At 57.4% G+C, this 19,758-nt stretch carries 16 protein-coding genes and 1 tRNA gene; 11 read left to right on the top strand and 6 right to left on the bottom strand.

Features of this window, described 5'->3' with window-relative positions; translation table 11 throughout:
- Nucleotides 1–255 precede the first annotated feature (255 nt).
- From mnmA to F0184_RS01660, 7 genes are all read left to right on the top strand, one after another.
- Entirely contained in the window at nt 256–1,434 is a 1,179-nt protein-coding gene (gene mnmA / locus F0184_RS01690; protein ID WP_150493802.1) for a tRNA 2-thiouridine(34) synthase MnmA, read from the top strand.
- 135 nt (nt 1,435–1,569) lie between these two features.
- Nucleotides 1,570–1,646, top strand: a tRNA-Met gene (locus F0184_RS01685).
- Between the two features lie 328 nt (nt 1,647–1,974).
- The gene (locus F0184_RS01680; RefSeq protein WP_150493800.1) at nt 1,975–2,877 is read left to right on the top strand and encodes a hypothetical protein; all 903 of its coding nucleotides are present in this window, start codon (nt 1,975–1,977) and stop codon (nt 2,875–2,877) included.
- Between the two features lie 804 nt (nt 2,878–3,681).
- Entirely contained in the window at nt 3,682–6,360 is a 2,679-nt protein-coding gene (locus F0184_RS01675) for a class I SAM-dependent DNA methyltransferase (RefSeq protein WP_150493798.1), read from the top strand.
- A 3-nt stretch (nt 6,361–6,363) separates the two neighbouring features.
- A complete protein-coding gene (locus F0184_RS01670) occupies nt 6,364–8,412 on the top strand; it encodes a DEAD/DEAH box helicase (protein WP_150493796.1) in 2,049 nt (682 codons plus the stop codon).
- A gap of 3 nt (nt 8,413–8,415) precedes the next feature.
- Entirely contained in the window at nt 8,416–9,636 is a 1,221-nt protein-coding gene (locus F0184_RS01665) for a GIY-YIG nuclease family protein (protein ID WP_150493794.1), read from the top strand.
- Nucleotides 9,637–10,038: 402 nt separating this feature from the next.
- Nucleotides 10,039–10,980, top strand: coding sequence for a hypothetical protein (locus tag F0184_RS01660; protein ID WP_150493792.1), 942 nt, complete (start codon nt 10,039–10,041; stop codon nt 10,978–10,980).
- Nucleotides 10,981–11,368: 388 nt separating this feature from the next.
- Here F0184_RS01660 and F0184_RS01655 read toward each other — a convergent pair whose 3' ends face one another.
- Nucleotides 11,369–11,569 (bottom strand): hypothetical protein, encoded by a 201-nt coding sequence (locus tag F0184_RS01655; protein ID WP_150493790.1) that lies wholly within the window; start codon nt 11,567–11,569, stop codon nt 11,369–11,371.
- 48 nt (nt 11,570–11,617) lie between these two features.
- Here F0184_RS01655 and F0184_RS01650 point away from each other — a divergent pair, with 48 nt between their 5' ends.
- Entirely contained in the window at nt 11,618–12,640 is a 1,023-nt protein-coding gene (locus tag F0184_RS01650) for a hypothetical protein (protein ID WP_150493788.1), read from the top strand.
- 354 nt (nt 12,641–12,994) lie between these two features.
- Here the strand turns inward: F0184_RS01650 and F0184_RS01645 are convergent, their stop codons facing one another.
- Both F0184_RS01645 and F0184_RS01640 read right to left on the bottom strand, forming a co-directional pair.
- A complete protein-coding gene (locus F0184_RS01645) occupies nt 12,995–13,750 on the bottom strand; it encodes a HEPN domain-containing protein (protein WP_150493786.1) in 756 nt (251 codons plus the stop codon).
- Nucleotides 13,747–14,940, bottom strand: coding sequence for a DUF262 domain-containing protein (locus F0184_RS01640; protein WP_172971945.1), 1,194 nt, complete (start codon nt 14,938–14,940; stop codon nt 13,747–13,749). Before F0184_RS01640 ends, F0184_RS01645 begins: the two co-directional genes overlap by 4 nt.
- Nucleotides 14,941–15,424: 484 nt before the next feature.
- Here F0184_RS01640 and F0184_RS01635 point away from each other — a divergent pair, with 484 nt between their 5' ends.
- From F0184_RS01635 to F0184_RS01625, 3 genes are all read left to right on the top strand, one after another.
- Nucleotides 15,425–15,850, top strand: a complete 426-nt coding sequence (locus tag F0184_RS01635) for a MobC family plasmid mobilization relaxosome protein (RefSeq protein ID WP_172971943.1) — start codon at nt 15,425–15,427, stop codon at nt 15,848–15,850.
- Nucleotides 15,847–17,712 carry a relaxase/mobilization nuclease domain-containing protein gene (locus F0184_RS01630; protein WP_150493780.1) on the top strand — a complete coding sequence of 622 codons (1,866 nt, stop codon included), beginning with the start codon at nt 15,847–15,849 and terminating at the stop codon, nt 17,710–17,712. The genes F0184_RS01635 and F0184_RS01630 overlap by 4 nt, the downstream gene beginning before the upstream one ends.
- A 212-nt stretch (nt 17,713–17,924) precedes the next feature.
- A complete protein-coding gene (locus F0184_RS01625; protein WP_150493778.1) occupies nt 17,925–18,299 on the top strand; it encodes a hypothetical protein in 375 nt (124 codons plus the stop codon).
- 170 nt (nt 18,300–18,469) lie between these two features.
- Here F0184_RS01625 and F0184_RS01620 read toward each other — a convergent pair whose 3' ends face one another.
- From F0184_RS01620 to F0184_RS01610, 3 genes are read right to left on the bottom strand one after another with little or no spacing between them, the layout of a single operon-like run.
- On the bottom strand, nt 18,470–18,856 hold the full coding sequence (locus F0184_RS01620) for a hypothetical protein (RefSeq protein WP_150493776.1): 387 nt from the start codon (nt 18,854–18,856) through the stop codon (nt 18,470–18,472).
- Nucleotides 18,857–19,351, bottom strand: coding sequence for a hypothetical protein (locus F0184_RS01615; RefSeq protein ID WP_150493774.1), 495 nt, complete (start codon nt 19,349–19,351; stop codon nt 18,857–18,859). It abuts the gene before it with no gap.
- Nucleotides 19,338–19,544: a hypothetical protein gene (locus F0184_RS01610; RefSeq protein ID WP_150493772.1), complete on the bottom strand. Its 207-nt coding sequence runs from the start codon at nt 19,542–19,544 to the stop codon at nt 19,338–19,340. Before F0184_RS01610 ends, F0184_RS01615 begins: the two co-directional genes overlap by 14 nt.
- Nucleotides 19,545–19,758: the final 214 nt, after the last annotated feature.

The raw sequence follows: 19,758 nt of genomic DNA, 5'->3' as shown, positions 1-19,758 counted from the left end.
AAAACCGGCGCACTGAATAGACCCGGTCCAGCGCGGCAAGGAGTGCCCCCAATGCGGAAAGGATTGCCGGGCGCCACACCAGACGCCACGCCGGGCGCCACGCCGGGCGCCACAAGGGGAATTGGATTCCGCCACCTTTCCCCTTATATTGCGGCCAACGAGACGGGAGACGGCCGCGGCCAGCGAAATCTCCGGTCGGCAACCGCGGATCGCCAAGCGATCCGCCGTCAAATCAACAGTGTCCTGGTAGGCCATATGCGAAACAGTCTGGATCTTCCCGGAAGACCCGAAGACACGCGCGTTGTCGTTGCGATGTCCGGCGGCGTCGACAGTTCCGTCGTCGCTGCCATGATGAAGCGCGAGGGTTATGACGTGGTCGGGGTGACCTTGCAGCTCTACGACCACGGCGCGGCAGTGAGCAAGGCGAAGGCCTGCTGCGCGGGCGTCGACATTCACGATGCCCGCCTGGCGGCGGACAAGATCGGCATCCCGCATTACGTGCTGGACTATGAAAGCCGCTTCAAGGAACAGGTGATGGACCGTTTCGCCGACAGCTACATCGCCGGCGAAACCCCGATCCCTTGTGTTTCCTGCAACCAGACCGTCAAGTTCACGGACCTTCTGAAGACCGCGCGGGATCTGGGGGCCGATGCCCTTGCGACCGGCCATTACGTGCGCTCCGCCCCCGCCGGGAACAAGCGGGCCCTGTACCGGCCGGTGGATCTGGACCGGGACCAGAGCTACTTCCTGTTCGCTACCACGCAGGATCAGCTCGATTTCGTGCGCTTTCCCCTCGGCGGCCTGCCAAAGGCAAGGGTGCGCGAACTGGCCCGCGAATTCGGCCTGGCGGTGGCCGACAAGCCGGACAGCCAGGACATCTGTTTCGTTCCCAACGGCGACTACGCCGAAGTGATCCGCAAGCTCCGGCCCAATGCCGCCGAACCGGGCGCCATCGTCCATATGGACGGCCGCGTCCTGGGCAGCCATGACGGGATCATCCACTACACGGTCGGCCAGCGCCGGGGCCTTGGGGTGGCGACCGGAGAGCCGCTCTATGTCGTGCGCCTCGATGCGGACGAAAAGCGCGTGGTGGTCGGGCCGCGCGAGGCCCTGGCCACCCGCACGATCCTGCTGCGTGAACTGAACTGGATCGGCGACGCCCCGCTGGACGAAGGCGAGGGGCTGCCGCTGTTCGCCAAGGTGCGCTCGACCCGCCCGCCGGCGCCGGCGACGCTCCGGCTTCTGGGCGGACGGGCTTTCGTGGACCTTGCCACCAGCGAGGCCGGCGTGGCCCCCGGGCAGGCCTGCGTGTTCTTCGACAGCGACGATGAAACCGCCCGGGTTCTGGGCGGCGGCTGGATCCACAAGACCGAGCGGACCGGCACCTGGGCGGTCGATTTTCCACAGGCCGAAAGCCCCGTTTCCGCCGCCTGACAGCGGCGCGACGACACATGGGAAGAGGGGAGAGAGCCGGTTTGGGCCGGCCCGCCATTTCTGCGCTTGACGCCCGTCGATGGCCCGATTATAAGCGCCGACATCGTCCGGCTGGGCCTCCCGGCCGCGAGAGATGGCGGGGTAGCTCAGGTGGTTAGAGCAGCGGAATCATAATCCGCGTGTCGGGGGTTCGAGTCCCTCTCCCGCTACCAAATTTTCTAAATGAATACAGAGATTTAACTCAATCAGCAAATTGAGACCGGTAGCGTATAATTGCTGTTTCGGCAATTTGTACCGACTCTGTACCGACCTCATGAGCGCTTGAACCTCCGAATGGATGAATCCTTGAGATTGGTCCGAAATCCACGGAAACGATTCCTTGAGCGACCGACATATAAGATCGCGGTGGCAAACCCCGGAATGGCTGCACAGCCTTAGCCAACGCCATGTGGCTCCCGCGATTTCAAATCCCCAATTATTGGGGATTTAAGAACTTTCATCAGATAGTCCGGTAGGAGCAATTCGTTCCGGGGTGTTTTCATGACCAAATCTGCGACCATTAAGAATGGTGGAGACAACATTGCAGTTGGCTTCAACTACGATGCTATTCCCGCCGCTCTTCGCGAACAGCTCAGATCCGATGCGATTGCGATCCGTGCAGACCTAATCGCTGGTGCGCGATCTCTCATGGAAGCAGGAGAAAAGCTGGCGCATTGGCGTGACACCCTTCCTCACGGTGCTTGGCTCCCTTGGGTCGAAGCGGAAACCGGCATGTCGGAGCAATGGGCCCGGGACGCTATCAACGTGTACTTGCGGTTTAGGGACAATCCACTGTTTCTGACGGACGAAGGCTTAGCCTTACCGCAGACCGCGTTGGTCCGTCTCGCGACAGCCCCCTACACCGCGTTCGCGGAAGTGAGAGAATGTCTTGAAAGGGGGGAACGGCTTCGGGTATCCGACGTCAGCAAGATTGTGAAGCATCATCGCGAGCTCGCGGAAAAGAATGCCGATGTACCGGATCCTCCAAGAAAACTTAAGGCCAATAAGCGATCTGCGTCCGAGGAACTTCGGTCATTGGCTGACCGAGCGCGTGACGAGCTCATTCCTTTAGTCATTGAGCGCCTGGTCGAAGTCCTCAAAATCATCGAGGAAGCTGAAGCGGGAAAACCGAACAAGAAAAAACTCGAAAAAGATTTACGTACTCGCGCCCAGTGGCTTACCGATGCTCTCGAGCAACTTACACAACGTCGCTCCGGGTCAGAAATAAAGCTTGTCAGCAATACGTTTCTAGATCGTCAGACACACGAACCCGGCAGTTGGGCAGAACTATCGGCATTTCTGCATGACATCGCTCATTCGATGGCATGGGAGCGGATTTTGGTGTCCGATGTTCCAGAGCTCCTACGACGTGGTAGAGAAACGTTGCGAGCGGTTCTCTGCTGAAGGTCGATTCGCTACTGGTTTCCTAGAAACGCAATCATTGGCCGGGTTTCATGTGCCCGTTAGGGGACGTGGAAGCGCCAAGACGCCGCGTTAGCGCGCGTCTCACAGCGGATCGCAGATCCGATGAATGATCCTAGCCCACCGCGGCAGCATAAGTCTGCTTCGACATGGATTCTGGCGGCTTGGAGCATCTGGGGTATTCGGCCTACTTCAGTCGCCGTTAGGGATTCTCGGACTTCTGTGACGATCGCTCCAACGGTAAAATTGCATATCGTATTTTTGCTTCAGACCTGCTGTTTGAACATTGCAATTCAAATTTCGGTACCCACATTAATAATCGCTAACGAAATAGTCGAAGCGTGTTTGAGGATCACCGAGCGGACCGAATACAGCAAAAAAAGACCTCAAAACTCGCTGGCCCAATGCACCTTGTCGACTACCGTAAGGGACCCGGTGCACGGTAGAAGGAGAACGCCATGAAGGTGTTGCTCGCTATCGAAGCCAGCAAGCCTGACGGTACGGACTACCGGGCGGTTGTGGTGTGGGATTTCCATGCACTGGCTTCCTGGTTTTTTGTAGTCGGAAGGTTGCTCTAAGCAAGGAAGGCGCCCCCGAAATGGGGCGCCTTTTCTTGTTGTGGATGGCCCCGGAAGTCGGTGTGCTTGAAACTCTCCCCGGCAAGGAATTCGAATTCCAGGCTTCCGGCCTAGACCTATGAATGCAAACCGGTATTCTCTCTGATTAAAACTGAGAATTGCAAGGCGTCGAAGGATTCGTGCGGCGTCGTCTGGGGATGGGTGTTTCGTGAACGTCGTTGAAGTTGAAGAAGCATTTGAGCGGCTTTTTGCCGGAGAATTCGAGCCGGAAGTTTTCCCGATTGCCTTGGCCGAGGCCATAGGCACCTCAAATGCCAACATTTCCAAGTTGAAGTCCGGAGCGATGAACCGGACGGATCTTCCAGGCGGTACACTGCTCAACGGAAAGTTCCACTTCCTTCCCGCCGAAGAAGGGAAGACTGAAGAGGCGCTGGAAACCCTCTGTGGATCCAAGGCTACGAAGACCCGCAAGGTCCGGGTCGCCATCACAACGGACGGAACGTCCGTTGCCGCCCGGGACATGAAATCCGGTGAGGCACGGTTTTGCGACTACGCGGAACTCAAGGACAATTTCGGCTTCTTCCTGCCGCTGGCAGGGTTCGAGCGCTTCAAGGCGGCTGATGAAAACCCGGTCGATATTCGCGCCACCAGCCGCCTCGCGAAACTGTATGACGCCCTGATCAAGGCCAATCCGGAATGGGGGAAAGACGAGAACCGGCATGTCATGAACCAGTTCATGACGCGGATCGTCTTCTGTCTGTTCGCGGAGGATACGGGAATCCTTCCCGACAATCTCTTTGCCCGTTGTCTGACGGATTATGGCGGGAACGCAGGCGAGACGGCCCAAGAGGCAATCCTTGCGGCTTTCACGGCCATGGCGACGTCGCCGGACAAGCGACACGACCTGCCTAAATGGGCAGATGTTTTTCCTTATGTGAACGGCGGCCTGTTCGCGGAAGGAATTGCGGTACCCATCTTCTCGCGAACAGCCTTTCAGTACCTGAAAGACGCCGCAGGGATGGACTGGAAGGAGATCAATCCGGACATCTTCGGCTCGATGATCCAGTCCATTGCCGACCCCAAGGCCCGGTCGGAACTCGGCATGCATTACACCAGCGTGCCGAACATCCTGAAGGTGATCGGCCCGCTGTTCCTGGACGACCTGGACGAGGCCATCGAGAAGGCCTGGACCAAGGCTTCGGCCCTGCGCGCCGTCCTGCAACGGATATCCAAGATCCGGGTGTTCGACCCTGCCTGCGGATCTGGAAACTTTCTCGTTGTCTCCTACCGGGAACTTCGGGACAGGGAAATCCGGATCCTGAAGCGGTTAGAGGAAATCGATCCGGGCCATGCGATGGAAATGTTTTCCGCCGTTTCCCTCAGCAATTTCCACGGCATCGAAATCACCGATTTCGCGGCGGAAACGGCGAAACTGGCGCTCTTCATTGCCGAGTATCAGGCGAATGCGCGTTTTGCGGACGTCTTCGGTCGCATGCCGCCCGCGCTACCTCTCCGGGATGGCGGACACATCGTCTGCGAAAACGCCCTGAGGGTGAACTGGGAGTCCGTATGTCCCCCTCCCGATCTCATTGAAGAGGTTTTCATTTGCGGGAACCCGCCATTTTTAGGCGACAACTCACGGTCGCCTGAACAAAACGCTGACATGGATTATGTCCTTGAAGGGCATTTGGAGGCCTACCGCCGAATTGATTTCGTCTCATGCTGGATTTTCAAGGCGGCACAGTACATTCGCGGAAAAAATGCCAAGTCGGCATTGGTATCAACGAATTCGATTTGCCAAGGTCAAGCCGTTGGAGCCCTGTGGTCAAACATTCTGCGTGACGGGTTAGAAATCGATTTTGCTCATCGTTCCTTTAAATGGAAAAATAATGCCGCGTCGAATGCCGCCGTCATATGTGTAGTAGTTGGGCTTAGAAATAGGAGTAAAAAAGAGAATAAAATATTTGACGGCGGCGTCTCTTACTCATGCTTCAACATTAATGCCTACTTACTAGACGCTCCAGACGTATTTGTTCTTGCCTCTCCGCCGTTGTTTCGTTTGCCGAGGATGGAAAAAGGAAACATGCCAACCGACGGAGGCCATTTAAGTCTTACCCCCGATGAACGATCGGCCTTGCTTAATAGTGCACCGCAGGCCGAGAAATTTATTAAGAGATACATGGGGTCACAAGAGTTGATAAGGGGGATAGAGCGCTATTGCATTTGGGTTGATCATCACGACGCTCAGGAAGCTTCTGCGATACCTGAATTTGCGCGACGGTTCAAAGAGGTCGCCGATATGCGAGCAATTAGTAAGGCGCCAACAACAAGGCCTCACGCAAAAACACCTTATCGATTTCTTCAGATTCAAAATGTAGCCGAGAATAATGTCGTTGTAGTTCCCAGCGTGTCATCAGAAAACAGACCATACCTACCTGTCGACTATCGGGGCGATGATGCGATCATTTCGAACCTTGCATTCGCAATTTACGATGGGGGCACTTGGTGTATGTCGATAATTGGGTCGAGGTTACACCTCGTTTGGGTCGCTACAGTCTGCGGTAAACTGAAATCCGACTTTCGCTATTCCAATACCCTCGGCTGGAACACGTTCCCCGTTCCGGATTTCACGGAAGTGCAGAAATCCGCGCTTGAAGAAAGCGCGCGTGAAATCCTTCTGGTGCGTGCCGATCATCACCCAAAGACCATCGCGCAACTCTACGACCCGGACAAGATGCCGGACGATCTGAGGCAGGCGCATCGGCGCAACGATGAACTGCTGGAGTCCATGTATATCGGGCGTCCTTTCCGGAACGATACCGAGCGGCTGGAGCACCTCTTCAAGCGATATGCCGACCGCGTTGCCGAGCTGAAGAAAGGCGCCTGATCCATGACCGATCTCGTCAAAGTCACCTATTCCCAGAGCGGCAAGTCGAAGACGACAAACGAAATGGGTATGCGCCCCATGCAGGCCCGAGTCTACGACGCCCGCAATGCCCAATGCCTGCTCCTGAAGGCGCCGCCGGCCGCCGGGAAATCCCGCGCCCTGATGTTCCTCGGGCTGGACAAGCTTCATCATCAGGGACTGGAGAAGGTCATTGTCGCCGTTCCTGAGCGCTCCATCGGATCGTCCTTCAGCTCCACGGACCTGACCAGCCACGGCTTTTTCGCTGATTGGCAAGTGGAACCTCGTTGGAACCTCTGCACCGCCGGGACGGATGCGGGCGACGCCGCGAGAGCCAAGGTGAAGGCTTTCAAGGATTTCATGGCGTCTCCTGACCGGGTCCTGGTCTGCACCCATGCGACCTTCCGCTTCGCCTTCGAGGAAGTCGGCGTCGAAGCCTTCGACAAGTCCATGGTGGCCATCGACGAGTTCCATCATGTGAGTGCGTCGGAGGAAAACCGTCTTGGTGAAATTCTCCGGGAGTTGGTCGCCCGGGACCAGGCGCACATCATGGCGATGACCGGATCATATTTCCGGGGCGACGACGCACCCGTCTTGCGCCCGGAGGACGAAGCCAAGTTCACCAGCGTCACCTATTCCTATTACGAGCAGCTGGATGGCTATGAGCACCTGAAGACCCTGGGGATCGGTTATCACTTCTACCGGGGACGGTATGTCGACGCCCTGATGGATGTCCTCGACACGTCGAAGAAGACCATCGTTCACATTCCGCATGTCATGTCGGCGGAAGCCTATGACCACAAGGACCAGCAGGTCGGCGCAATCATGGACACTATCGGCGACCATCGGGGCATCGATCCAGACACCGGGTACGACTTGATCAAGCGGGCGTCGGACGGAAGGGTGCTGAAGGTCGCCAACCTTGTCGATGATAACAGCGCGACACGACCGAAGGTCGTTTCTTCCCTTCAGAAGGCGAAGGACAAGGAAGACGTCGACATCATCATTGCCCTCGGTATGGCGAAGGAGGGGTTCGACTGGGTCTGGTGCGAGCACGCCCTGACGGTCGGCTATCGATCATCCCTCACGGAAATCATCCAGATCATAGGGCGCGCGACCAGGGACGCCCCCGGAAAGCCCCATGCGCAATTCACGAACCTGATCGCGGAACCGGCTGCCGAAGAAGGTATTGTGGTCGATGCCGTCAACGACATGCTGAAAGCAATCTCCGGCGCTTTGCTGATGGAGCAGGTTCTGGCCCCCAGCTTCAAGTTTCATCGCCGTCCGGACGACGCCGATGAGAGCGACGCCTGGCAGGATGAAAACGGCACCATCCATGTCGAGATCAAAGGGCTGGCGATGCCTTCAACGGATCGCTCCAAGGCCATCATCGAAAACGACATGGACGATCTGGTCGCCAAGGCCTGCCAGTCGATGGATCGCCGGACGATTGCCAACGACATCGCCCCAGAAGTCGCCACCCAGATGGCGATGACGGACATCATCGAACGCAGCTACGAGAATCTGTCGGTTGATGAAACCGAGGAAGTCCGCCAGCACCTAGCCGCCCGGATGAACCTGATGAACATGGCGCGCCGGGAAGCACAGCGGCAGGCCGAAGAGAATGACACCGAATACACGCAAGGCGAAGGTTCGGGCGGCGAAATCGGCGAAGACGCCGCCGAACGGGACTATTCCGGACTTTTGAGGATGGTGAAGAAGTTCATCAACGTCCGGGACCTCGATATCGATCTGATCGACAGCGTGAACCCTTTCCGTGAATCCTATGACGTTGCCTCGAAGGCGCTCGACAGTCAGGTGCTGTCGCAGATCCAGGCGATGATGGTCGCCCAGAGGATCCAGATGACCGAGGCGGAAGCAGTCGCCCTCTGGCCCCGGATCAAACGGTTCCGTGAACAGGAGGGACGGGCGCCCAATCCCAACGCGGCCGATCCTCTCGAAAAGCGTCTCGGCGAAGCCCATTCCTATATCCGGGCGAAAAAAGCCGAACGCATGCGGGCGGCGGAGGCCTGATCCATGGCGCGCCGAACGCTGGACGACATATTCGAAGATGATGACCCTTACGGGTTGCTCGATGTGAAACCCGGAAGAAGCGGTGGTGCATCCGCGGACCTGGAAAAGGACCGGGCTGTTCTTGAACAGGCGACCGCCTTCTTCAAGGAGAATGGCCGCGCGCCGGACCGTGACGCCGTTGACATCAACGAAGCCATTCTGGGACGAAAGCTGGCACGAGTCCGGGACGGCGCCTATGCCGTCGATCTTCTCGGCGACGATGCGTCCGGCATGCTTGTCCTGCAAGAAGAGCCTGCGGAGCCGTCTCAACCTTCATGGCGAGACGAAGTTCCGGAAGACGAGGCCTTCGACTTGTCACTCGATGAAATTTTCGACGATGAAGATTTCGAGCTCGATGCGGAACTGGTCAAGCCGTCGAAGGTGACACCCGCGGCGGAAAGGAACGTGAGCGACCATCGCGCGGAACGCCGCCCCTGCCGGGATTTCAAGATCTTCGAACCTCTGTTCGAGGACATTCATGCCGCTGTCCAGCGTGGGGATCGCGAACTCGTTCCCTTCACGAAGAAGGGCGGCACGGAAACCGTGGAAGGCGACTTTTTCATCCAGAAGGGGCAATACGCCTATGTCGCCGAGAAGGGCGAACGCACCATGAAGGGCGGCCGCTCGGATCACCGGTTACGCGTGATCTATTCGAACGGGACCGAAAGCGACATCCTGATGCGTTCCTTCGAAAAGGGTATGTATGACGATCCGACCGCACGTCGCGTCGAGGGGCGCGGCTTCGGCCCTCTGGACGACAGGTGGCAGGACGACAAGGCCATCGTGAATGGTGTGGTTTACGTCGCCCGGAGTAAATCCACCCAACCGGACATCCAGCGGGACAGGCTTATCCTTCACAAGATCGGGGTGACGTCAGGCGACGTCCAGCGCCGCATTGCCGACGCGAGAAACGATCCGACCTTTCTTTTTGCCCCCGTCGAAATAGTCGCGACTTTCGAGTTGGTCGGTATGCGCCGTGACCGGGTCGAACACATCCTGCATGCCTTTTTCGAAGGCGCTCGTGCTAACATTTCCGTTCCGGATCGCTTCGGCAGGAATGTCCGCCCGAGAGAATGGTTCTACGTGCGTCCGGACACGGTCGCCAAGGCGGTCGCGGCCATCAAGGATGGATCGATCGTGAGTCTGGAATACGACGTGGAGACACAGTCGATCCGGAAGCGGTGATGGAAGGCTTTAGGGCTCAATAATTGAAGGTGGGATGGTGTGCCAGGTTATAATCATTATCCTGACTGTGCATGCGGCTGGTGCGTCAATTACGGACGAAGTGGTTTAAACAGAACCGACGTTCAACTGGACTTCGGATACCGGGACGCACGCTCGCTTCTCAAGCAATACAACGCGAACTCGGTCGCAGGATGTTATGTGAATCCGAATGCGCGCTGCCCGGTTTGCAATGCACCCGTTTTCTTTTACGCGAATGCAGCAGGCAGTCGCGTCTATTTCGATGATCTGGGGCCTCCATGGCCGAAACATCCATGCACGGATAATGGTCCCCAAAGGGTTTCCCCCGCAGAGGCGATGAATAGCGGGCCAACCAGAAGACCCGCAGGCCAAGTCAAGGAACTCTTGGCCGCGGCCCAAAGAGCTGGATTAAGCAAGCCAGGCAAGTCAGGAGGCAAGCAGGAGGATGCTTGGTCACTGGCGGTCGTCCATGCGGTTCGTAGGCTGGGGAATGAAAACCAGATCGAAGCGGAGTTCCTCGACATAAAGTCGGGCGGAATGTTTGGTTTCGCCTGCTATTCGGATCGAGAGTTCCTGTCGCCTGGTGAATTCATCAGCGTAAAGGGAAATGAGGCGTCTTGTGTTTCCAGGCACTCCTTGTCGCCAACCTTCTTCACATTTGGTGGGACCGTGGACCTCGACAACAAATCGGAGGCCGAAGAAAGGAAACATCCGACGCCAACTGCCGCCGCCCCAATTGTTTCCCCGGAAGATGCCCAGTTGATAAAGCGGAAGACGATTAGAAAATCGGCTCAGTCAAAAGAAACGTTGGATGGAGGTCGGAGTCGGTTGGGCCGGAATCGGAAGAAACCGGGCATCTTACCGAAGTCAAAACTCGATATGCGTAAATCCGAGATGGTGCATTTCGAAAGCGGAGCTGTGACCTTCGACGAACTGTATCGCAGGATGGAGCCAGTTGTAAAACAGCTGGCGCGGGAAGGAACGAGAAAGCCCAAGGACGTGGCACCCAGGCTCAATTTTCTGGGGTTCCGGACTGCTGACGGTTCCAATTGGACGCCTCGGTTGGTGTACTTCCTTTTGGCATTGGTATTCAACGATACGACGTCGGAGGAATTGCGGCGGAACAAAGCCGGGAAAGGTCCCCAGCTGTCCGCAAGACCGACTTCACAAGAACGGAATACCACACGCTCTACGGAGCCGTTGACCAAGGAGAGTATCGCTGCGCGATTGGCCAACCTCGGCACCGTCTCAATCAAGTCGAACGGAAAAAATAGTGACGTCCAGAACGATACATCCGTCGGTTCAGAAGCTGAACCAATGCGGTGACGTCAGAAAACATTGCTGGTTGGCAGCCGAAATTCGGAGTTTTCAGATCAACTGTTTGGATATCAGCCATAAGGAACCGATATCTGTACAGTTCGGTCCCCCTTGACGGTCGTTCCGCCGACAGCCAGCCTATAAAGATAAATCCCAGATCTTCGCGGCGATAACCGCTCCCTGGGGTGTATCTATTGGACGGTTACATGGTCGGATTGCTTCCCATCGCAGTCAACCGCAGGTCGGTTGATACTTGAGCCTGAGGCTCGGATATGACCCCTCCGAGCCGACGCCGAAAAATACCCCCCCAGTCAAAAATGTTGACCAACCCGCATCTGTCCTCAATTTCGAGACCGCATGGGCAGAGGCGCAATGGCTCCGAGGGATCGGCAATGAATCAAAGCGCTCGAAACGCAACGCCGGACCTGTAGATGAATTCTATGTTGACCGTGCAAACAGCCGGCGGGATGCGGTGCGACTCAGACTGAATGAGGGTTTCCAGTGTTTCGGCGAAACCGTCGGTGGACGGTATCGCGTCCCCTTCACCGAGCATGGCCTTCGCTCGGATGATCATCATGTCCTGCGGCGACTCGTTCACCTGACGCCCCGGACGTCGCGTCTCCAGTCCGGCAGGGACAAGGCTGTAATGCTGGGAACTGACGCGAAGGTTCTCGCGTTGGACGAGCCCTGGCTGGTGCTCAACGGCAAAGTCCGTGGCGTTTTCCGGATCGACCTGGATATTACCTTCCGTGGCTGGGATACGCTCCGATACGAAATCGAGCAGATGTCATTGCCGTGCCTGCCGCATGTCGTCGTCGGGCACGAACTCCCGGATGGGGTGATCGAGCGGCCTCATTTGCTCTACGTTTTGCCGCATGGATCGGAGGTATGGTTCGACCCGGAGGATCCTCGCTGCCGGAAAGACATCATGAGCTTGTGGCGGGGCGTCCACGCCGGCATCACAAAGGAATTCCTGCCGCTTGGCGCGGACCCGGGAGCGTTGGCAAATCCGATGCGCGTCAAGAATCCCTTGAGCCCCTTCTGGGACATTCAAGTGTGGAACGAGCAGACGTTTCCTGACCTGTCTGAGTGGGCTTCATGGGTGGATACCTCCACGTCCCGGGACGCAATGATCAGGGAAAGCGCGGAAAGGCTCTCCAGGCTCGACAAGACCACCTCCAACGCACTGTTCACAACCCTTCAGCGGCGCGCATTCGAGCTCCTGAGGGAAATGCGGACGTCGAATGATCCCGTCTACGTCGAAACCATTGCGTCCGGTGACCGCGACCGGCTGGCGGAGGCTCTGTTTAACCGTCTTGTTCCGGAAGCCATTTCAATGGCGTCACATCCGAAACAGGCCATGGCGATCCTCTACCGGGTGACGCCGTTCGCAGCGGAGCGCTGGGACCCGGCACGAGCTTCCCGTGATGATCGGAAAGACCGGGGCGCCTGTGCGGCCGAGGTTGAAGGTCTCGATCTACACGAACGCCATGCCGTCGGGGGCCGGTACGGCGCGGCTGAACGTGCGCGGAAATCCGCCCAGATGATCCGAGAGGCAATTGCGGCGTTGCATGTTGAAGGCCGAAAAATTTCGAAATCCGAAATTTCCCGGCGGACGGGCCTGTCGCGCCCTACGGTTCACGCTCATTGGGACGCCGCCAATTCTTGATTTCCGACGACTGATCCGACCGGCGCCCCGAAAAAGTGTAAAGTTCAGTGTATAGAAAAAAAGCCAGATCATTCGGCGGCCGGACAGACCGCTGAACAGTGACGATCACTCAAAGCGTTCGTCTCGTTTGATCGGTCTTTTTGCCTTATATGCTGATTTCGATAGCGCTTCCGTCTATCGGGGTGGAGTGGTGCAATACTTCAATTGGACGCCTTAGGCGATCCGTCCCCGTATCTATGGCCAACCAGATATTCGGACTTTCGTGGTCCGGCCCGTTCGGCGCGAAAATCCACCTAGCAGACCCGAGATGAAACCAACGTCAAGACAATGCAGTGGTCTCTGTTGATAATACAATTAACTTCCGGATCTTTGCACTTCATTTTCCAGCTGGGTTCTCGCATCCTCCCGGAGGCAAACGTTAATCCTGCCAATTACGAGACGTGCGAGATCGATGGCACGTCGAATTCTGTCTGGGGCCCAGCCGTTCGCACTCGATATTCTGTGAACCACGAGATCCCGTTCGCTGAAAATCTCGTTCCACTGGTTACAGAGGACTGTAACACGCGTGTCGAGGACTTCCCTTCCTGTCCACTCTTCGAGTTCGTTGCAGTCGCAGACCTTTTGTAGAATTTCGGCCACTCCTGATCGTTTGGCGACCTCCGTGACTTGTTCAGTTCGAAAGTTCGCAACGTTGTACGTGATGTCCTCACGCAACAAGAAATAGTTCTCACGTCCCTTCATGCATTTCTCAAAGTTCAGCGCAATCTCCGCACGGCGGTCAATTTCGTGTTCGGACTTCAACTTTTTCATCGCTGCGACTGATGAGTCCAAATTCGCATTCTGAAGTGTCTTTCGTAGGTTGCGATGATCCCGGATTGATTCCTCCAAGACTGCTAGGTATTCCGAAAATATCGATCGGATGGTTTCTTCAATGGTCGCGCACAGAGCGACTACCATGTTATTTTGCATCGTCACTCGGAGTTGGCCATCGACAGGACCATCGTTCTCAATGTGCTGAAGAATCGATTCGAGCCGCAAAGACGCAGTCTCGAAGTCGTCCACGACAGATTGGAGGCGCGGTTGAGGATCCACCATACGATAGGCCGTCAACAGATACTGTCGAGGATCGAACCTACCGCCGCCAGCCGCTTTTTAGTGGCGTCTGAGGTGTTCGCCTGACCGGTCATAAGATCAAGGTCGCGGTCCAGCAATGCGTCTACACTCGCCTTGATTTCGAATCCTTTTTCTACGAATTTTGGCAGGTTATCAATGCGCCGCATCAACGAGACGGTGATAGAATCGTAGAGTGCTGCTGACACGCGGCGGCGACCAGACTTGTCTGGGGGAAGACGGAAAGTCTCCTCCCCAAAAATGGCCTCGCATGCTTCGATCACCGCGGAGAAGGAGTTCCTTTTCGCTTCGATCTCAAGTTGAGAGATGTCCTTGTTATCTCTCATGTAACGGTCGAGGATGCTACGCATCGAACCGGAAATGCGATCATCGTCCATAAGGGCAAAACTCCGAAGAACGAGCTGGCAGTCACCCATCGTCCGGTAAAGCGTATTTTTTTGCCGGGTTTCGTTTTCGTAATACTCGTTATCGTCTACCGCGGAATAGACTGGAATATTGAATATCCGACAGAATGAAGGATTTCGGGCCAGTTCAACAACAAGGTCGTTAAAGTCACCCTTATAGATACTGTTGCGAAGCTCTTGTGCGTTGAGCTTTTCCCCACCGGTATTGAGACGTTCGAAGACGTATCGGCGCACTAGGTACGGATCTTTCTCATCGCTACGGGTCTCTTGTAGTAGGACAATCGCACTCACAGAAGCGCGATCAAGACCTCGCCTGACCTTCGGAGGCAATCGAGAATAACGGCGCCCGTTCAGGAAGGCCATCTTAACCATCCCGGTGAGAACGAAGTCGTTCTCTAGAAATTCGTGGATCGCATTCAACCGCTGTTGGCCGTCCATCACTTCATAGCGGGCAAGGTCGTTCTCGAAAAAGTAAATGGGTGGCACTGGTATATTTAGCAGGAGCGACTCGATGAGGAGAGACTTCTTTTTCGCAGACCATCGCAGACGGCGTTGATATTCAGGACGAAGGTTGAGGACTTCACGCCCATTAATTAAGTCGCGAAGCTGAGGAAGTAAAAAATTGTTGGTCTGGTATATGACGCGAAAGACATTGTTGGCATATGCGTCCTCGATTTCCTGATCCGACTTCGGCAACTCCTCGTGGAGCTCGCCGTTATCGTCCTCTTCTTCAATCTCCGCGACAATGTCGTCATTGACTGCCATACTGACTTTCTCCATTCCTTCGCCAGTTCCTAGAAAACCAGAAGAGCTAAGAGCCTTCGACATCTAGCGCTGGATTCTGGACATTTATGCTGAAGGTCCCACCGAAAACAATAGTTCGTCGGTTCAGCGGTCTGTCGAACGCCATCGCGAACTTCTTACAGGGCAGGTGATCGCTTCGCCTTCGTGACTTTTTGCGCCTTAGCCTTAGCCTCTTGTTTTTTGTTCGACGAGGGATCGACGTCTCTCGGAGCCAACAAAGATTCTTCCTGCCGCTCAGTCGGGTGGCATTTCCGCCGGCGATTTGCGCTCTTCGCGTTCATCTCAAACAATTCTCGTATGAAAAAAAGTCCTTCCTCCGGGAAGGGAGCTTCCTCCGGGAAGGGAGCCAGCAGCGGGCGGTAAACCGCCCGATCTGGCAAGGGGGAGAAGACTCCCCCGTTGACCCCCACCCGCGCCGTTGGCGCTGACAAAAGGAGACGCCGCTGTGACGCTCAACGACATCACGCCCGCCGAGACGACTACCGCTCCCCGCCGTCGCCGCTCCGAGACGCGGCAGCGGACGGCGAGCGTCTCCGCCCGACTCCTGCCCGCCGAACGCGCCGCGATCGATGCCGCGGCCGAAGCGGCCGGCTGCGGGCCAGGCACCTGGACGCGCGAAGTCCTGACCCGGGCCGCTGGTGCGCCGGTCCCGCCCCGGCGCGCAGCGCGCACCGATCTCGCCCGCGCCGTCGGTCGTTGGACGGGCGAGGTAGGCAAAATCGGCAACAATTTGAATCAATTGAGCCGCCATGCCCACCAGGGCAGCCGCGTTGATGCCGCCGCGCTCGACCGCCTGACCGCCGTCGTCCGCGATTTGCATACCGCCGTCACCTCGCATGAGTCCGGAGGTGGCGAAGCGAGCGCGCCGTGATCGCCGGCGTATCCCGTCACGCGCGGACCCAGCGCGAATCCCGCGCTCTGATCTCGCACCTGCTCAAACCGGAGAACAATCCGCGAACGATGATCTTGGGCGGGACGCTCGCGACCGAACTCTCCGGAGCCGTCGCCGACATGCAGCGCCTGAGGGATTCGACATCCGCCGACGCGGCCGCTCTGCATATATATTTGTCGCCGTCACACGCGATGACTGACGACGAACTTGTCCGCGCCGCCGAAATCGTCCGTGAACATCTGGGCGCCGCCGACCATGCCGCCGCATTGGTCGTGCACGACAAGGAACGTCGGTCGGGCGAAGGCCATTCCCACGCCCACCTTGTCCTCGGCCGCGTCTCCCCGTCCGGCGCGGTGCTTGAATCCGGCTTCGAGAAAATCAAACTTGAAACTGCTTCACGGCTCATTGAATTTGAACTCGGCGAGGAGCCTGTCCTCGCCCGACATCACGCCAGTGCCGTCCGCTGGCTACGTCAGCACGGCCGCGCCGACGTCGCTGATTGGCTGACCGCCGCTCACGGCCCCGATCCGGACAAACCGCAGTCCGCAGCCTCGCCCGCTCATCGGCAGGCACTCTCCCGGGAGGGCATCGGCCTGTCCGCAGTCCGCGCCACGATCCGGAGTGCCTGGGCATCCGGCGGCGCTGAAGCCGTCCGGAACGCCGGTTACGAAATCGCGCCCGGTCGCAAATCCGGTGTCTTCGTCGTCGCCCGCAACGGCGCGGAAATCGGCTCCCTCGACCGCCTGACCGGGGAAAAGCGCGCCGCGATCCGGAACGCGATGGAAGCCGCTCCGGATCAGATTTCGCGTAATGAGAGCAAGACCGAAAACACTCAACGCTCTAGGAAGCCCGCTGAGAGCAATTCTCAACCTGCCGTGAGTGATCCAACATCCGAAAAATCAGAAAAAATCCGTCCGGAGCGATCTGGATTGGGCACGGCCCGTGCCCCCCTTCGCGGCAAAAAGAAGTCCGGTGCCGAACAGGTTTCCGAAGCTGCCGCCGACCAGGCGCGGCGGCTCGCAGAAGCGTTTGACGGTCGTCTAGATGCCGCGCTCGCCGCCGCTGTCCGAAGACGATCGTCAACGGCGGAATCTGCCGAAGAGCCCTTGAATTCGCGTCAAACAGGTAATTCCGAGAATACTCTACCGCCTAGTACGCCAATACAGCGCGACACTGGCGCGGCCGTGGGCGATCTATCATCCGAAAAACGGCGCCCACCTCGCTCTCCGGAGGAAGCCGCCGCCGGGCGCTACCTTGACCGCGTGGAGGCTCAACTCCGAAAGAAGATTACTCATCTTTCCGGCCCGGATCGCCTTCCGGAGTCGTCCGAGATGACCGACACCCGGCAGCGCCTTGCCGCCGCCGCTCAGGAACGCGCTGCATGGGACGCTCGCCACGGCAGCCGCATCACCGAGCTCCGTCTCAAGACCGGAGCCGCTCGCCCCGCGGGCATTTTTGCCTGGGCGACCGGGGCCACCGGGCGATACGATGCGGCAGCCCGCGAGCTCTCGAAGCTCGCCGAAGAACGCGAGTCTCTATCGCGTCCCCTCGCCCAGGCGCGGAGGGCGGTCCGCATTTTGAAATCGGCTCACGAGGCCCGGCAGGCGGCATACGACGATGCGCGGAGCGAGGAGCGGGAACGTCTGTCGAAAAATCTCTCGCTTGTCCCCGAAGCTCGCGCGGCACTGGCCGAAGATCCGACGATCGCGGCCGGCGGCCGAAAGGCGCTCGCCACCGCCGCTCGCAAGCGGCAGGCTGCCCGTATGGCTGAAGAACGGAGGGCGGAGCTGGATTTAGCGCCTGCTGGGCACACTCAAGGAGGTCTCAATGGGGGCAGATAAACGGAAACTTAAGTCTAGCGAGGCGGCTGCCCGGCATCAGAAAAAGCGACGGGACTGCCGGGACCGTCTCCAGCATCAGTTTTTAATGCGACGTCGGCGCCGGCGAAAACCTGGGCCTCTGTTCTGGCTTATCCTGATTGCCAGCATTTTTTCACGGCTGCTGCTACCGAGATTCACACCTGTGTCACGGCAGCTACAAGGGAGGTCAGATCATGGACAAAATGAAAAAATCGTTGCACTTGAGGCAAATGGATATCGGCGCACTGGTCAAAAAGATCTCAGCATCGGGCTCGAAAAGGGACTTCATGGAGCTTCCGGAAACCGCCGAAATCTGGAACAGAACACCGAAAAGCTTGAGAATGTACTTAGCCTACATTCTGCGCGAGCTTCGCGAACCCTGGAGACTACATTGTCAGCCGAGCGGCGGCAGGCGCGACGACCTCGCGTATTTTAGCATGTGGACGCGGAGCCGGGATAAAAATTTCCCGGAACTGCGTCCGGGTTATCGGCCGCCGAAGAAGAAGGATGACGATGACGACGACGGTGATGGGGTTGACGACGGATCGCCGCTGCCTCCAGGGCTGTGACGTCGACAGAGGATGTTCATTTCATTTCGTGACTCACGAAACGCCGCCCGGCCTCCGGTCGCTCGCTACGGCGCCTGATGATTGGCGCGCTCCGCTCCCGGAAGCCTCTTCAGTACCTCAATAGAAAAGCCCCCCGGAGATCCGATCTCCGGGGACTTTTTCTCGCACAATTAAGTGGAAGCCTTTGGCCAACAATCCTCGCAAAGGAAGAGCGGCATTTGGACCGGTTCCCGCCCACATTGTTCGCACCCCTCCCAGAGTTGACCGTATTTCTCCGGAACAACCCTCCCCATTTCGTCAATGTGTTTCGTTGGAGTGCGGGGCGTTGGAATGGGCTCCTCGATTTTCACCGTCTGACCACGTTGGAGGTTTATCGCAAGTTCGACACCTTCGATCAATGGCATGCTCGGTAGACACAAATCGATACTATCCAGCTCGTGCAATTCGACGAGCAACGAAAGTGTATCGTCGTCAAGGATGTCATGGCCGTGTTCACGGCAAATGGCCTCATATTCTTCGCGTGCCATCGGTTCTATGCTCGACGGAGAACTGGTCATTCAATCCTCCTCCTGTCCCAGAGACTGAGCCGGTGTTACAGGCTCGATCACGACGGGCCATGCCAAGGCCTCGTCTGCACGTCTTTTGAAGATGCGCTCTTCATCAATCACGACATCCGCAAACGGCTCGTCATTGAACTCGACTTCGATTTCTGCGAGTTCATCAGGTGTCAGGTCGCGTTCGCATCGGATGATGTCGCCGCTTGTCGTATTCCAGACCGACACATCAAAACGCCTCTCGGTTATCGCGTCCTTAAAGCCGCGCTCGAAGGCGACTTCTTTCGCAACCAGGATATTGTCGTCGTCGCCTTGGTGGAGATCCGGAATGATGCGCTCGATGAACCAGGCGATTTCTTCGATGTCATCCAGACGGTTACCGTCATCGACCCACTTCTGTTCTTCTTCCGCACGCATCCGAGCGAGATCAGCCGGTGAGTGTTCGCAACCTTCGCGCTGAAGGATCTCAAGGACCTTCGGGTTGTTATGTTCCGCCATCGTCATCCTCGGTATCGATATCTGCCGTCGAGAAAAAGACGGCGAGATCCAAGGTCCAACCGAGCTGCCAAGCCCGCTCAGCTTCGTCGACCGTCTCGGCGATAACGGGCCACTGGTTGATCATGGCCTGGACTTCTTCCGGAGCGGGTTTCAGAGACTCGAAATGAGCCCGAATAACGTCGTCTGCCGTCATGCTTTTTTCCTATAATCCGTGTGTGATCGGTCCAAGGTGGTCTCCGTGTGGGTACATCCGGACCCAGATGTCCGTCTTCACACCATCTGGATCCGTCGGGTATTTTCCAAAATGCGCCTGCGCTCGTTGTGTCGCGCATCCGGCGCAAGCTTGTTCCGCGATATCCTCGACATCATCCGGCGTCATATCTCCGATCAGCCGGAGTGCGCGAATG

Origin of the sequence: Roseibium aquae (assembly GCF_008711285.1) — a bacterium.
GTDB classification, from domain to species: domain Bacteria; phylum Pseudomonadota; class Alphaproteobacteria; order Rhizobiales; family Stappiaceae; genus Roseibium; species Roseibium aquae.
This window is presented reverse-complemented; position numbering and strand designations above follow the sequence as displayed.

Coding starts and splice junctions, on each gene's coding strand:
- F0184_RS01610 (WP_150493772.1), bottom strand. CDS start 19,544: ATGACGGCAGACGACGTTATTCGGGCTCATTTCGAGTCTCTGAAACCC.
- F0184_RS01665 (WP_150493794.1), top strand. CDS start 8,416: ATGGCGCGCCGAACGCTGGACGACATATTCGAAGATGATGACCCTTAC.
- F0184_RS01625 (WP_150493778.1), top strand. CDS start 17,925: ATGGACAAAATGAAAAAATCGTTGCACTTGAGGCAAATGGATATCGGC.
- F0184_RS01640 (WP_172971945.1), bottom strand. CDS start 14,940: ATGGCAGTCAATGACGACATTGTCGCGGAGATTGAAGAAGAGGACGAT.
- F0184_RS01680 (WP_150493800.1), top strand. CDS start 1,975: ATGACCAAATCTGCGACCATTAAGAATGGTGGAGACAACATTGCAGTT.
- F0184_RS01620 (WP_150493776.1), bottom strand. CDS start 18,856: ATGACCAGTTCTCCGTCGAGCATAGAACCGATGGCACGCGAAGAATAT.
- F0184_RS01615 (WP_150493774.1), bottom strand. CDS start 19,351: ATGGCGGAACATAACAACCCGAAGGTCCTTGAGATCCTTCAGCGCGAA.
- mnmA (WP_150493802.1), top strand. CDS start 256: ATGCGAAACAGTCTGGATCTTCCCGGAAGACCCGAAGACACGCGCGTT.
- F0184_RS01650 (WP_150493788.1), top strand. CDS start 11,618: ATGCTGGGAACTGACGCGAAGGTTCTCGCGTTGGACGAGCCCTGGCTG.
- F0184_RS01670 (WP_150493796.1), top strand. CDS start 6,364: ATGACCGATCTCGTCAAAGTCACCTATTCCCAGAGCGGCAAGTCGAAG.